This window comes from Paenibacillus sp. FSL H8-0283 (assembly GCF_045040675.1).
GTDB lineage: Bacteria > Bacillota > Bacilli > Paenibacillales > Paenibacillaceae > Paenibacillus > Paenibacillus amylolyticus.
On the sequence record NZ_CP150295.1, the window covers coordinates 4,493,398 to 4,508,604 of the forward strand.

Genomic DNA, 15,207 nt, shown 5'->3' on the forward strand with positions numbered 1-15,207 from the left:
TTTATAGACCATAGTAGGCTTTTAATTTGGCAATCAAGCCGAGAGGGTTCTTCGTCAAGTACTGTGAACTAAAGAATATATCCCCTTTGACCGAACCATACTTCTTGTTGTAGTTCAGCTGATCGATGATCTCCTGTGATGTCTGCCACCCAATCTCTGGCGTACCTAACTTATAAGGTGAGTGGCCGATATACAATTTTACATTTGTGTTAGCCACTTCATTCGCCCACCAGTCCACGACTTTGTCATATCGGGCTACGCTCAGTGTCATACTCCAATACACCTGCGGAGCGACATAGTCGATCCACTCCTGGTTAATCCATGTCCGCACATCTGCATTCATGCTGTCATACGCGGTTACTCCTGCTTTGGTATCAGAACCTGTCAGATCAACAGATTTGTTACGCCATACACCAAATGGACTAATTCCATATTCAACGTTAGCTTTCACGCTGTGAATGCTCTGCCCGAGCTGCTTAACGAACTGATTGATATTGTCCCGACGCCATTCAGCACGGTCCTTAGTATTTAATGTGTTATAGGTTTTGAAGGCTGCATCATCATTAAAAGTCACATTGGACGGATAGAAATAATCATCCAGATGTACACCATCAATATCATACTGATTGACCACTTCCATGATCGTATCGATAATATGCTGTCTGGCTTCCGGGATACCCGGGTTAATGTACATTTTGCCCGATGCATTCACAATCCAGTCGGGATGAAGCTTCGAGATATGGTTTGCAGCCAAGTTTGATGTACTTGCTGAGTTCGTTGCTCTAAACGGATTAAACCAGGCGTGGAACTCCAGACCCCGTTTGTGTGCTTCCTCAACCATAAACGCGAGGGGATCATAACCTGGATCTTTACCTTGTGTTCCTGTCAATACGCTGTTCCAAGGTACCAGACCTGAAGGATAGATGGCATCCCCATTGGCTCTCACTTGGACAAATACGGCATTAATGCCCATACCTTGCAACGTATCTAGCTGTTTCGTATACTCCTGTTTTTGCTTCTCTACATTTCCCTTGGCACCGGATGTAGGCCAGTCTCCATTCACAGTGGAAATCCAGGCTCCCCGCATCTCTTCAGAAGCTGGTACAGTGCCCGTGCCTCCAGGCTCCGCTGGGGTTACCGGGGTTGGTTCAGGAGTTGGGACTGATTCGTCTCCTGTGTAAAGATCAATGGTCTGGGCAGCCTGATTCCAGTTCACTCGAATGCCCAGGTTCTCACTGACGAATCGAATGGGTACCATGACTCGACCTTGTTTCAATTCGACCGATGCATCCAGACCAACTACAGCGTTATCCACGGTCGCCTGCTGGCGTCCGCTCGTCATAGAGATGACCGAATCGGATTTCTGAATGGTCACGGTACGAGTAGCTTGAGACCATAGAACAGACGCACCCAGTCCTTCGCTAATAACACGCAGAGGCACCATCGTTACATTTACTTTGGGCAAGATGTAGGGTGATACATCCGATTCCAAACGGTTGCCGTCTAGAAAAATAGCGATTTCCTTCTGCCCGGCCGCTTGTGCCGTCATGCCTGCTGTCTGTAATCCAAGTACAAAAATGAGTAGCAACATCAATCCTTTACGAACGTTCATTAGTGCAGTCCTCCAAAATCATTATAAATTTGCGGTAAATTCTACTAGTTTAATAGACGCTCCTACCGTTCGTTTAGTTGCGAAAATCACCGTATTATGGTGTGATTGCAGACAAAAAAATGCTTCCTGCCATTGAAACGGCAAGAAGCATTCCTTTGATCACGGGATACAATTCATTGTATATCACCATGTGTATTCCACTGCTTAAACTTAAGACTCCGTATTACTCATGACGTCCTGAAGGTTTTTGAGGTCACGCAACCGGCTCTCATCCTGACGAAAGTATTCAACCAAGGACTCGATGCATGTAATGGAGTCCCAGCTCAGATGATGTTCAATGCCTTCAACATCATTGTAGATATTTTGTTCCTGAACACCAATCGTTGTCAAAAATTGTTCAAGCAGATGATGGCGCTCCATCAAACGTTTGCCCATCTTTTTGCCTTTTGGCGTAAGCACCAGTCCGCGGTACTTTTCATAGATCAGGTACTCGTCTTTGTCCAGCTTTTGGATCATCTTCGTCACCGATGAAGGATGTACTTCCAGTCCTTCAGCTATATCAGACACACGAGCATAGCCCTTTTCATCAATTAATTTGTATATACGCTCCAAATAATCTTCCATACTGGGCGTTGGCATCTGCTTCCCTCTTTTCTCTCTGACCGGCCCCTATTCATGCCTGGTCCCTATCTTATAATGATACATGTTATCAATACGCATTGGCAAGTCCTGTACAGTTCGGAGCGCGCTGTTACACAAGTAATTGGCAGGCGTGACTTCCCCCCAAACGAGGCAAACTAAACAAAGTTCCGCATCGAAAGGAGTGATTTCGTGAGTACAAGTGTAGTCTCACCGCCAGTTCGTAAAGCAAAAGGTACTAAACCCTTTATTCCCGATTTGGTGTATTTTGAACCCGGTGCGTTGGAATATGACAAAGGCAAACGGATTATGGAATGGGTGACATCCAAAAACATACCTTATCAGATGACCACATCCCATAATCGAATCACAAACTTGCCGGGTGAAACCGAACAAGAAAAATATCGAATGGCAAAGCGTACTCTGGTCGTTGGTGTGCGCAAGACACTCAAGTTTGACCAGTCGAAACCTTCAGCGGAATATGCCATTCCCATCTCTACAGGCTGTATGGGGCACTGTCATTATTGTTATCTTCAAACTACACTTGGTGCGAAACCTTATGTCCGTGTCTATGTCAATACCGAGGAGATCATTCAGGCAGCCAAAGGATACATCGAAGAACGCGCGCCTGAAATCACACGATTTGAAGCTGCCTGTACGTCTGATCCCGTAGGACTCGAGCATATCACGGAGAATTTAAGTGACTTGATCCGTTTTATGGCGGAAGAAGAATATGGGCGCTTGCGCTTCGTAACCAAATATCATCACGTTGATCCGTTGCTGAACCTTAAACATAACGGCCACACCCGTATCCGGTTTAGTGTCAATTCGGATTATGTCATCAAAAACTTTGAACCGGCTACCTCCAGATTTGAGGAACGCATTGAAGCTGCTGGTAAAATTGCACACGCCGGTTACCCCCTGGGCTTCATTATCGCTCCGATCATGTGGTATGAAGGCTGGGAAGAAGGATACTCGGATCTGTTGCAGAAGCTGGCAGATACGCTTCCAGAAGAAGCAACCAAGGATCTTACCTTTGAGATGATCCAGCACCGTTTTACCAAAACGGCCAAAGCAACCATCGAGAAACGTTATCCTAAAACCAAGTTGGAGATGGATATTGAGAAACGTAAGATGAAATGGGGCCGCTGGGGTCAGTACAAGTATGTGTATAAGGATGACCAGCAAGATGCGCTGCGCGAATTCATTACGGAACGGATCTTTGAACATTTCCCACTAGCCAATATTGATTACTTCACCTAAACGAACAACAGGATTGCCCAAAATCATATGCAGTTAAAAACATTCCTAACAAACGATTAAAAAGCAGGTTACATGACCCAGATTGACTCTGGTAACATGTAGCCTGCTTTGTCGTGCATTTTTAAATTCAAATTCAGTTCATCCGTTTAAATGATCATCCAGTCTGGTGTAATCTGCTGCAACCAGATCGTAATCTTCGTCATCTGATCTGTAAAAAGCAATACCCCAAGGAACAACATTAATGCTCCCCCGACTTTCATCATGACATTGGAATACCGTAAGATCCAGCGTGTCGAACCGATGAAAAAGGCCAAAATGAAAAACGGTATGGCAAACCCTGCCGTATAACCTGTAATCAACGCCAGCCAAGTTGTGGGCTCACTTGCAGCCATAGCAATGATTGTTGCCAGAATGGGACCAATACACGGCGACCAGCCTGCTGAGAAACCGATGCCAAATATAAAAGAGCCCAGATAGCCTGCTGGTTTCCATTTCATATCCAGCTTGCGTTCCTTCATCAGAAACTGTGGCTTGAACACACCAAGCAAAAATAACCCCATAAGCATAATCAAAATCGCAGACAATTGCCGAATCAGTTCTCGGTTATCATTGAAAAATTGGCCAAACAGTCCAGCACCCAGGCCAAGCGAATAAAATACAGCCGAGAAGCCTAAAATAAACGCCAGCGTGTGCGTCATCGTCTTAAAACGGACTTCTCGCTGATTGCGGTCATCCTTCAATTGTTGCACCGTCATACCTGTAATGTAGGAGAGGTATGATGGGTACAACGGAAGACAACATGGTGATATAAATGAGACCAAACCTGCTACAAAAGCCATCCATACATTAACATCAGGCATGAAGCGGATGTCTCCCTTCCCCGGGCTCTCGTGCTTGTTCGTTTAGCCGTCAGGCTCGGAACCCTTTTTTTCCAATCATCGTCAGAATCAGCATCATGATCAGCAATAATACAATCGTTGCTCCAGGTGCGAGGTTCCAGATACCTGCTACAACCAGTCCAAGGACTACGGCAATTTCGCCAATCACTACGGACAAAATAATGGCGGATTTGAAACTTCGGGCCATCAACAGGCTGACTGCTACCGGAATCGTCAATAGTGCTGACACCAGAAGCGCACCGACAATCTTGATCGCCGTGCTTATGACAAGTGCTGTCATCACAGTGATTAACATGTTCAGAATTCTCACAGGCAACCCTGTAACCGCTGCCGCATCTTCCTCAAAGCTGAGCAGGAAAAATTCCTTATGTAACAATGCCACTACAATCACCACGATAAGCGTAACCACACCTACGAGCTTCAGATCCGTAGCGTCTAATGTATATATACTGCCGAACAAATAACTCATGACATCTGCATTATATCCTTTGCCCAGCGTAAAGAACAAGGAAGCAAGAGCCACGCCACCGGACATGATAATGGCAATCGATAATTCGGCGTAACTCTTGTACGCTTTGCGCAATTTCTCTATCGCAAATGAAGCAAGCACGGCAAATATCAAGCCCACCGCAATGGGATACACTTCAATCAGGAATCCAAGTGCAACACCGGCAATGGTCACATGAGACAAGGTGTCTCCGATCATGGATAACCGCCGCAAGACCAGGAACAGTCCGATTAACGGAGCGGTAATGCCAATTAACAATCCACCCGCCAGGGCACGCTGAAAAAAATCACTCATTAATATTTCCAAAACAAACACGACTCCTTCGGCCTTACTCTAATCTAATGGACCATAATACGGCTAGCGTACCTGTGCAGTGGTATGTTGCAGATTGGTCTCAGCACAATCCTGTACCTCATGCGAATGACGGACATGAAAATTAATTTTGCCATTCGTTACCACAGCTTCAGAACCCAGATAACTCTCCATCCGATCCATATCATGAGACACCATTAGAAAAGTCATTCGGTGATGTTCATGCATATGCGTAATCAGTTCAAAGAAACTGGCCTGTGATTCAGCATCAATACCTACGGTAGGTTCATCCAGAATCAACAGATCAGGGTGATTGATAAGCGCTCGTGCCAAAAATACACGCTGTTGCTGTCCGCCGGACAATTGACCAATACGTTTGTTCGCCAGATCCTCGATCCGCATGACCTGCATCGCATCCGTGCACTGTTGCTGACATTTGCGAGACATACGACGGAACATGTTTTTGTTATTATACAAGCCTGACATGACCACTTCACGAACGGTCGCAGGAAACAACGGGTTAAATGCATTCTTTTGAGGCACATACCCGATTCGGTCCCAGTCCTTGAACCTGCGGATCGACTGTCCGAATAGTTTGATATCTCCCTGCGCAGGAGGAAGAAGTCCTACCAGCATGCGCAGCAATGTCGTTTTACCCGCCCCATTGGAACCGATAATCCCGACAAAGTCCCGTTCCTGGGCCATAAAATCGAGATTCTCAATCACTCGCTGGTCCCCGTAGGAAAATGATAGTTTCTCGATCTCTATAATTGGATCATGACATAGTGGCATGATTTGCTGCATGGCAAAGCCGCCCTTCATTATATATAAGAATCCCATAGCGTCCTAAGAGCCTTCACCGTGAACGGTAAAGACTCTTCGATCTGAATTCTTCATTATATCTTATTTTAATGCGATCAGCAGATTTTGCAAATTTTTCTCCATGAGGGTGAAATAATCATCCCCGTTTGTTGCCTGCTCCTTGGTCAATCCCTCAACCGGATTAAGGACCATGGTCTCCACTCCTGCTTCACTTGCCAGTGTTTTCGCCAATTTGTCAGATACCAGCTCTTCGAAGAAAATGTATTTAATGCCCTCATCTTTAACGAGTTTCGCAAGCTTCACAATATCCTGTCCTGTCGGTTCAGCATCCGGGGAAAGTCCCATAATGGCATGCTGGGTTAATCCATAATCACGTGCAAGGTAGCCAAACGCTTGGTGCGAGACAACAATTTCGTTGTTTGGTACGTTAGCCAATTCATCTGTAAAACGCTGATCCAGCGTCTCAAGCTTGGTACGAAGCTCTTCATAACGTTGTTCGTAACCTGCTTTGTGATCAGGATCTGCCTCGACCAGACTATTTTTGATGTTTTCAGCCATGATCATGGCTGATTTCGGACTAACCCACGTATGTGGATCAATATGATGATCAGCGACATCTTCACTTGCAGCCTCATCAGTATGTTCATCTGCATGCTCGTCTTCGTGCTCTTCGCCGTGACCGTGCCCATCATCACCCTCAGCAGTTAACAGCTTAACACCTTCACTGACGGCAACAGACTTCACCTGTGTATCGCTATTCAGCGACTTCAGGAAATTCGGAACCCATCCTTCCAGTCCAGCTCCATTATAGAGAAACAGCTGTGCCTTGGACGTATTAACGATATCCTGACTCTTCGGAGTCCAGTCATGTGGCTCTACTCCCGTTGGCAGCAGGTTAATAACATTGGCATCCTCACCACCAATTGCAGTCGTAAAAGCATATACAGGATAAAATGTCGTCACAACGTTTACCTTGCCTTCCACAATCTTCGCATTATTGGAACTATCCTGCCCACACGCTGACAATACCAGCAAAGTGAGAATAAGCAAACCCGTCCACAGTAACTTCATGTTGCCTCTTTTGCTCGTCTTCCCTATCCGGTTATCCTGAGCTTGATGTTGCACTTTATAAAATGTCATTATGATTCACTCCGCATCTCTTAATCGTAAACATTACTGAAAGAATTATAGGTAACCTGAACCTACTTGTCAAGCTATCCCGTCCTATTCATTCTTTCCTGAAGTACGGAGTTCATAACAGTATATGCTTGTTCTCTTCCCTTAAGATGCGATTTATATCAACAAAAAAAGGGGCCCGAATTACATCGGGCCACCTTGTGTCATTTTTATGACAGAATTTGAATCAATTTCATAACTCAATTCTTATTTCACTTGTGCGCCATTAGGCATGTTGTCTGGTACTGTAGCAAGTGTAAGCTGGTCGCCATGCGATGCTGCAAGGATCATTCCCTGAGACAGTTCACCACGAAGTTTCACCGGTTTGAGGTTGGTCACACAGATAACTTTGCGTCCAACCATCTCTTCTGGCGAATAGAACTTCGCAATTCCAGATACGACCTGGCGCTGCTCATAACCTAGATCGAGCTGCAATTTCAGCAACTTATCCGCTTTTTTGACCGGTTCGCAGGCAATGACTTGCGCGACACGCAGTTCAACTTTGGCAAAATCGTCAATCCCGATCTCTTCCGTGCCCTCAGGTGCAGTTACCGGTTCAACAGATGCTGAAGCTCCAGCATCTGCTTGACTTGCTTCAGGTTGTGCCGCTTTTTGGCCACCAGTCATTGCTTCGGAAATATAAGCAATTTCCTGTTCGGAATCCAAACGTGGGAAGATTGGATCACCTTTTTGCAATGCGTTTCCAGTTGGAACCAGACCCCATTGCTTGGCTGTATCCCAAGCCGTAAGTTCACCTTCCTGAATGCCGAGCTGTGCCCAGATTTTATGAGGAGCACGTGTCAGGAACGGTTGCAACAAGATGGAAGCAATTCGCAAGCTTTCGATCAGGTGAGCCATAACGGATGCCAATTCATCACGTTTTGCTTCATCACGAGCCAGCGCCCATGGCTGCGTCTCATCAATATATTTGTTGGTGCGGCTGACAAACTGGCTGATCGCTGTCAGTGCTACGGAAAACTGCAGGTTTTCCATCGCCTGTTCCACTTTTTCCACCGTAGCATGGCCTGCTTCTTCCAGCGAAGCATCAAATTCCGTTACATTCGATGCAAACGCAGGGGCTTTGCCTTCAAAATATTTGTCTACCATGGCAACGGTACGGTTCAACAAGTTACCCAGATCGTTTGCGAGGTCGGAGTTAACACGTTCTACGAAGCTCTCTGGTGTAAAGGTACCATCGGAACCAAACGGTACTTCACGCAGCAGGTAATAACGCAGTGCATCGAGACCGTAACGGTCAATCAGAGTCACTGGATCAACGACATTACCTTTGGATTTGGACATTTTGCCATCCTTCATCAACAACCAGCCATGTGCAAACACTTTCTTCGGCAAAGGCAGATCCAATGCCATCAACATAATTGGCCAGTAGATCGTATGGAAACGAACAATTTCTTTCCCTACCAGATGTACATCCGCAGGCCAGAACTTGTTATAAAGGGATGCATCGGATGAACCGTAGCCCAGTGCTGTAATATAGTTGGACAACGCATCAATCCACACGTAAACCACGTGTTTTGGATCACCTTTAACTTTGACGCCCCATTCAAATGTAGTCCGCGATACGGCCAAATCTTCAAGACCTGGCTTGATGAAATTGTTGATCATCTCGTTCTTACGGGATTCCGGCTGAATAAAGCCCGGGTTCTCTTCATAATATTTTAACAAACGATCTGCATATTTGCTCATACGGAAGAAGTAAGATTCTTCTTTGACCAATTCAACTGGGTGTCCGCTATCCGGGCTCTTGGCCGAGATAATCTCACCATTCTCATTCTTCTCTACATCCACCAGTTGAGTCTCCGTGTAATACGTCTCATCCGGAATGCTGTACCAGCCTTCGTACTCACCTTTGTAGATATCTCCCTGTTTCAGCAAACGGTCAAAGATATCCTGAACAATGGTTTTGTGACGTTCTTCGGTTGTACGGATAAAGTCGTCATTGGAAATGTCCAACTTGTTCCACAGTTCCTTGATCCCCACAACGATATCGTCGATAAAAGCTTGCGGTGTCTGTCCTTTCTCTTGTGCCTTGCGCTCAATCTTCTGGCCATGTTCATCGGTTCCTGTCAGATAATGAGCATCGTAACCGCGTAGACGCTTGTAACGAACCATCGCATCTCCCGCCACAGTTGTATACGCATGCCCAATATGCAATTTGTCACTCGGATAATAAATCGGGGTTGTCAGATAAAATGTTTTTTGGTCAGCCATGAATGACTTCTCCTCCTTCAAATGTTTCTGCTTCATGTGATCCCTTCGTCCAAAACAACTAAAAAAGAACACAAAAAACTCCCGCCCCTATGGGACGAGAGTTGCTCTCACGTGTTACCACCCAAATTCCCCATGTTTTTCGCAAAACACAGGCTCTGTCGGTCCTTCGACCGCCCATTAACGCTGGATCACGCCTCAGCCTTACGACAGCAGCTCTGAAATCACTGTCTGCACGCTCGAAAGAGGTTCCTCCGGGACCATATTCCATCCTCCTCCCAGACCGGTTCTCAGCTCATCCGGCTCTCTGCACTGGGGGTGTGTCTGTACTTATCCCTTCACTGGAAATCATATAGAAGTTGTTCAAAAAGTTAAAACTAGACTTATTGAACTCGCATATATAGGAAAAATATACTGAAATGCGGACCCCTTTGTCAAGTGGACAGCATACTCAAGTTCAATCCTGCCTGCTTCCATACCACCCGAATACTTCAGGCAACATCGTTACTCTGATACCATCATAGACTTTTCCGCCTTTGGTGGCACCAGATCTACACCGCCTGGATGAAACGGGTGGCATTTGGCAATACGTTTCGCTGTTAACAACGAACCTTTGAGCGCACCGTGTACTTCAATCGCCTCCATGGCGTAAGCCGAACAGCTCGGATAGAACCGACATGTTGGCGGTGTTAATGGAGAGATATAGTTGCGGTACACCCGAATGGGTGCCTGAGCAATTCTGCGCGATAACTTCATGGTCAGTGCTTCCCATGAGCGTGTGTATGTCCCGATGCCGCTTTGGCCGGAGCATGCTCTGCACAGTCCTTACAATATCCAAATACCTCGAACTTGTGGTCTACAACCTGAAATTGCTCAGGCGCATCTGCAAGCTGCATCGGGCAAAAAATAATAGGATATGTCTTCTGACACTTCAGACAGATCATATGATGGTGATGATGATCTTCACTACAGTGCGCTTTGAATTTAACGCCATCTTCGAAGATGACCTGTTCCAGTACACCCAGTTCCTGCATTACCCGCAAATTCCGATATACTGTGTCAAAACTCAGTCCGCTGTATGTCTTACCCATATATTCATAGACGTCCTTGGGTGTAAGATACCCCGGAGACTCAGCAAATAACCGGGCCAGTGTTTTCCGCTGATCGGTAATGCGAAGCCCCTGTGAGGACATGGTTGAAATAATCTGTTCTGTCGACAGCATGATCTAAAGCACCTCCTGTCATACGAGCATTTTGCATCATTCATAGAGCGACAGTTTATTCGGCAAAAGCAAAAACTTTTGCTTTCTTGTATACCTCTAATAATGCATCAAATTACGATTAGAGTCAACGAAGACACCGGGTTAGGTCATTCCAACATCACATAAAAAGGACTCCATGCACATGCATTGCCATTAGTCTAGCTTGAGCTAATGACATTGCATTTTGATGGAGTCCCTTCCTGACGGTTCAGATGATCAATCGTTCGGGCGACTTTTGGGGTGAACGGGTATATATGATATAAGCTTTCACTCCAAACCGTCCGTGCAGGTTCATATTATTACTTTTCAGCCGGAAGCGGCGTGAACAGCAGGTTAACAGGCAAGTTACTTCCTGGTGCCGCCGAGAAGAGAATGGTTACACTCTCGCCGTACGAACCTGTGCGATACATAACGCTTTGCTCATTAGGTGCAGTTACAGATTTACCTGTGGAAATCTGAACGACCTGTCCATTCACGAGTGCCACACCTGAATATCTGCCTCCACGAGGGTTGAATGAAATTAAAGTGCGCGGAGCAACATTATTCAATGTGATTTTGTACAATACACCGAAGTTACCTGCGTTGGACGCTTCAGTGAAAGCCATAGGGTCCGTTCCCACAAGGTTTGGATCACTTGCATTGTCTCCAAGTGGAAGACGTGCAGGTTTCGACCCTACTTCTTGGTCATACGTAATGATCCGTGTTGCATTTGGATAGGTACCACGGTTGTGAACTCCATCACGATCCAGAACCGGCAGGCTCGATAACACTTCCATCGGGTCCTTGTTTTCTTCGATCATGATAATGTTGTAATCCAGTTCATAGTCACTGAATACATCCGAATACAAGGAAATGACTTGTCCCTGTTTCATCGGAAGAACGCTCAGATCATTAAGAATCAGCTTGCTTTCTCCTGGCTGGATGTACACTTTCTTTTGTCCGGTACCATTCTGCATCGACTGGAACCAACGGTCAATGGACAGCTTTCCAGCTACCGTTGCAAAAGGAGACGGTCCTGCAAAACCCATGTTTTGCTGGTCAATGGATGCCGTGTATGCATTGTTGTTTGTCGCTACAACATACATTTTTACGCTTTTGCCCGTGTTGTTCACATGGTGAATCATGAAGCGTGTCTGTCCAAAGGAAGATTCCTTGTACACAATGCCTTCCGTATTCACGGTTTCAGGGCTGTTACTGCGGATCAGCAGACTTGGTTCATCATAATAAGTGAAAGGTACTTTCTCCAATGCCGGTACTCCACCACCGTCAAAAGTGAACTTCTCACCGACTGGTGTGAACAATTGATTAAAGTCAGTCACACTATAAAGTGTTTCTCCCGTAATATTGATCATCTTGGTATAGCTATCGCTAGCACCATGTTTATCGGTAACTGTAATCGTTACGGTCTTGGGTCCTGGAACAAAGAATGCAAGTGCATTGTTATCCCATTCTGTTTTTACAATTGCGTTCTCATCATCTGTACTTTGATCAATATAAGTGATTTTCTCACCCATTTTGTATTCTTCTTTATCTGTTGTAAACATCGCGACAGGAGGCAGATTCGGTCTTTCAACCTTAATCGTAACCGAATACGGATCACTCCACTGACCACTTGAATCCTGGACCGCATAGGTTACTGTGTATACACCTGGTTGGTCGAATGAATCCTGACGGCCAGTCCAACGCTCATCTACAATGCTGAGTCCCTTGGGAGAGCTGGATCTGGTTGTGTAGGTTACCTGATCTCCGGCAAAGACCTCTTTTTGTACCGTGAAGCTTGCCACCGGTTTGGTACTCAGATTCAATACAACCGTTTTTGCAGATTGATTTACTTTATACGTAATGTCCAGAGCCTGTGTAATTGAAGTCAACGGCACCATGAACGTATTTTTTTGTTGATAAGCCGCGCCCTTCATCGTTCTGGACACACCATTAACGGTATAAATCTTGCTGTTTGTTTTGAAACGCAGCTCATCTTCACCACTAATAATGATCGTTTCTTTAGTTGTGTTATCATATTTGACATCATAGCCAACCCGATCAACGAGAGCACGGATCGCTACATAGGATACACCATTTTTTACAGCCATCGGCTGTCCAGCAAGATATGTTTTGCCATCTTGCATCATTTTATTACTGTTCATATAAAGAGTGAGGTCTCCACCCCGGCCTCCAGCAACAGATGAACCGCCTGTAGATGGTTGCTCCACTTCTACTGGTGCAGGTGCTGGTGTTTCCTCAGCTGTACCTTCTTCGTCCATAGGTTCAATTACCGGCTCAACAGGAGTCGCGTCTGTTCCTGTAGGAACATCTGTCTCAGGAGGGTTCACTTCTTCAGTTGTTTCATTATTTGATGTTGGAGTGTTTGTTCCGGATTTCACTTCGGATTCCGCGATGGTCTGTTCTTTCTTCACAACCTCCACGGATTTAACTTTGGCTGTATTCACTGATGTAGTATCGCTCTGATCTGCTGATTGTGCATTGGCAGGAATCACTGCAAACGCCTGAAACACAGCAAAAGCGGTAAGTATGGACAATTTCTTCTTCAAATTCATTCTTTGTCTTTGGCTCCTTCTGCTCCCATTTTATAAATATCCCCCTCAAAAAGTCATATTATTAGACGCTTGGAACCGGGAAAAGTTGCTAAAAAGTTAAGAGGAGAATTGTAAACTTTTAATAGAAGGAAAATACTATGAAAATAGTTATCTATCAATTATCTTTTTGGCATTCATATCCCAAAATTAACCAATAGAAAATTCCAACAAAAAAATCTCTCCAGGAGATGGTCAATTAGCACCATATCGCAGAGAGATGTAAGGATTAAATAGGTCTAGCGCAAACGGACAGGTAGACTTCCTGTTGGTTGCAGTCCACCGGTTAACACATGGGACAGTACCCGAACAACTGCAGGTGTATTCTCATATGTACATACATAACTACCCGGCCTCGAGATCTCCAGCAGATCATATGGATTGCGTAGAGCAATTACAATCAGCGAATGATTTTTACTAAGCTTTTCAACCAAAAACTGCTGCCCTTTCGGAAGATGACCTGCCGATGTGTACGTACATACGATAACTTGTTCACTATCTGACACATCAGCCAATATCCGATCTGTTTCATCATAAGTGGGCTGCGTTGTAATTTTGTGCTCACGAACTCTGCCTCGCAGCTGCGATAACGCCATACCCAACGATTCTGTATGGGACCATGGTTCATCCACCTCTGTCCGTTGCACAACCTCAGGCCAGATGACATATACGCCCTTCTCTGGGTCCAACGGCAACAGCCCATCATTATGAACGATGGTAATACTGCTTGAAGCAATCTTGAACAACGTCAATTCGTTGGGCTCAGTGGGTTTAGTGCAATTAACAGGTTCGACATCGGTTGCTTCGACCGTTTCACTCGCTTTCGGCGAAACCAGATGATCATTCTGCTGCCCACAGCGCTTTCTTTTCCATGTCATAATGCGTTCAACCGCCTGATGAATAACCTCTTCCGAGATCCGGCCCGTTCGAACTGCTTCCACAATGGCTTCCAGCGCAGCAACCTGATCTTGCAAGGTATGACTCACCAGAATCAGATCTGCTCCTGCTTCCACAGCACGAACGGCAGCTTCAGCTACCCCATATGGCTTGGATATCGCATGCATTTCAAGACAGTCTGTAATAATAATGCCTTCAAAACCCATTTCCTCACGTAGCAGACCCGTTAACACCTTATATGACAACGTAGCCGGAATGGGCTCGGGTTCAATCGAAGGGAACATCACATGAGCTGTCATAATAGCATCAACTCCGGCCTCAATCGCCTTGCGGAACGGTAACAACTCCATCTGTTCCAGCCTGTTTCGATCATGAGGTACCGTAACCATACCAAGATGAGAATCTACAGCGGTATCTCCATGTCCAGGAAAATGTTTGGCAGTAGCAGCTATGCCCTGTGATTGATATCCGGTGATGGCTGCTACGCCATGAGCGGCCACACTTTCAGCATGTTCACCATACGAACGCACACCGATAACCGGGTTAAGCGGGTTGTTATTCACGTCGACCACTGGCGCAAGGTTCATATCAATACCGATGTTTTTTAACTCACGACCCAGAATTTGAGCACACTCCAGAGTATATTCCGCATTGCCTGTCGCACCAAGCGCCATATTACCCGGTACTTGGGTCATTCCCTCTTGGTCAATCCGTGCAACCATGCCACCTTCCTGGTCCACCGAAATCATGAGTGGTAGAGCCCCTGCTTCAGCAGCCATCTCTTGCAGTTCGGCGGATAGCCGTGTCAATTGATCTACACTTTCGACATTACGCCGGAAATAAATGACACCCCCGACGTGATAGTCACGGATTAAACGAGTAATCTGTCCATCTGCGTGCTGACTGTGAAATCCACACATCAACAATTGTCCTACCTTTTGCCCCAATGTCAGATCATTCAAGGGTTTCATTCGACCTCTCCTCCCGTTTCCCTTGC

12 protein-coding genes are annotated in these 15,207 nt (G+C 45.8%); 1 reads left to right on the forward strand and 11 read right to left on the reverse strand.

Annotated features, from left to right (window positions below; all coding sequences use genetic code 11):
• Nucleotide 1 precedes the first annotated feature (1 nt).
• Both MHI52_RS20085 and mntR read right to left on the reverse strand, forming a co-directional pair.
• Nucleotides 2–1,612: a family 10 glycosylhydrolase gene (locus tag MHI52_RS20085; protein ID WP_127551281.1), complete on the reverse strand. Its 1,611-nt coding sequence runs from the start codon at nt 1,610–1,612 to the stop codon at nt 2–4.
• 210 nt (nt 1,613–1,822) lie between these two features.
• Entirely contained in the window at nt 1,823–2,251 is a 429-nt protein-coding gene (mntR, locus tag MHI52_RS20090) for a transcriptional regulator MntR (RefSeq protein WP_036614415.1), read from the reverse strand.
• 192 nt (nt 2,252–2,443) lie between these two features.
• Between mntR and splB the strand changes: the two genes are divergently transcribed.
• A complete protein-coding gene (splB, locus tag MHI52_RS20095) occupies nt 2,444–3,514 on the forward strand; it encodes a spore photoproduct lyase (protein WP_405157521.1) in 1,071 nt (356 codons plus the stop codon).
• Between the two features lie 146 nt (nt 3,515–3,660).
• Here splB and MHI52_RS20100 read toward each other — a convergent pair whose 3' ends face one another.
• The 9 genes from MHI52_RS20100 to nagZ all read right to left on the reverse strand — a co-directional run bounded on the left by MHI52_RS20100 (nt 3,661) and on the right by nagZ (nt 15,181).
• Nucleotides 3,661–4,374, reverse strand: a complete 714-nt coding sequence (locus MHI52_RS20100; protein WP_017687570.1) for a cytochrome c biogenesis CcdA family protein — start codon at nt 4,372–4,374, stop codon at nt 3,661–3,663.
• A 49-nt stretch (nt 4,375–4,423) separates the two neighbouring features.
• Nucleotides 4,424–5,227, reverse strand: coding sequence for a metal ABC transporter permease (locus tag MHI52_RS20105; protein ID WP_017687569.1), 804 nt, complete (start codon nt 5,225–5,227; stop codon nt 4,424–4,426).
• Nucleotides 5,228–5,278: 51 nt separating this feature from the next.
• Nucleotides 5,279–6,037: a metal ABC transporter ATP-binding protein gene (locus tag MHI52_RS20110; RefSeq protein WP_036614907.1), complete on the reverse strand. Its 759-nt coding sequence runs from the start codon at nt 6,035–6,037 to the stop codon at nt 5,279–5,281.
• Nucleotides 6,038–6,136: 99 nt separating this feature from the next.
• Entirely contained in the window at nt 6,137–7,195 is a 1,059-nt protein-coding gene (locus tag MHI52_RS20115; protein ID WP_081746024.1) for a metal ABC transporter solute-binding protein, Zn/Mn family, read from the reverse strand.
• A 243-nt stretch (nt 7,196–7,438) separates the two neighbouring features.
• Nucleotides 7,439–9,463, reverse strand: a complete 2,025-nt coding sequence (gene metG / locus MHI52_RS20120) for a methionine--tRNA ligase (protein ID WP_405157522.1) — start codon at nt 9,461–9,463, stop codon at nt 7,439–7,441.
• Between the two features lie 501 nt (nt 9,464–9,964).
• Nucleotides 9,965–10,216 (reverse strand): membrane protein insertion efficiency factor YidD, encoded by a 252-nt coding sequence (gene yidD, locus MHI52_RS20125; RefSeq protein WP_017687565.1) that lies wholly within the window; start codon nt 10,214–10,216, stop codon nt 9,965–9,967.
• Between the two features lie 2 nt (nt 10,217–10,218).
• On the reverse strand, nt 10,219–10,683 hold the full coding sequence (locus tag MHI52_RS20130) for a Fur family transcriptional regulator (RefSeq protein ID WP_017687564.1): 465 nt from the start codon (nt 10,681–10,683) through the stop codon (nt 10,219–10,221).
• 338 nt (nt 10,684–11,021) lie between these two features.
• The gene (locus tag MHI52_RS20135) at nt 11,022–13,277 is read right to left on the reverse strand and encodes a stalk domain-containing protein (protein WP_036614422.1); all 2,256 of its coding nucleotides are present in this window, start codon (nt 13,275–13,277) and stop codon (nt 11,022–11,024) included.
• Between the two features lie 275 nt (nt 13,278–13,552).
• The gene (gene nagZ / locus MHI52_RS20140; protein ID WP_405157523.1) at nt 13,553–15,181 is read right to left on the reverse strand and encodes a beta-N-acetylhexosaminidase; all 1,629 of its coding nucleotides are present in this window, start codon (nt 15,179–15,181) and stop codon (nt 13,553–13,555) included.
• Nucleotides 15,182–15,207: the final 26 nt, after the last annotated feature.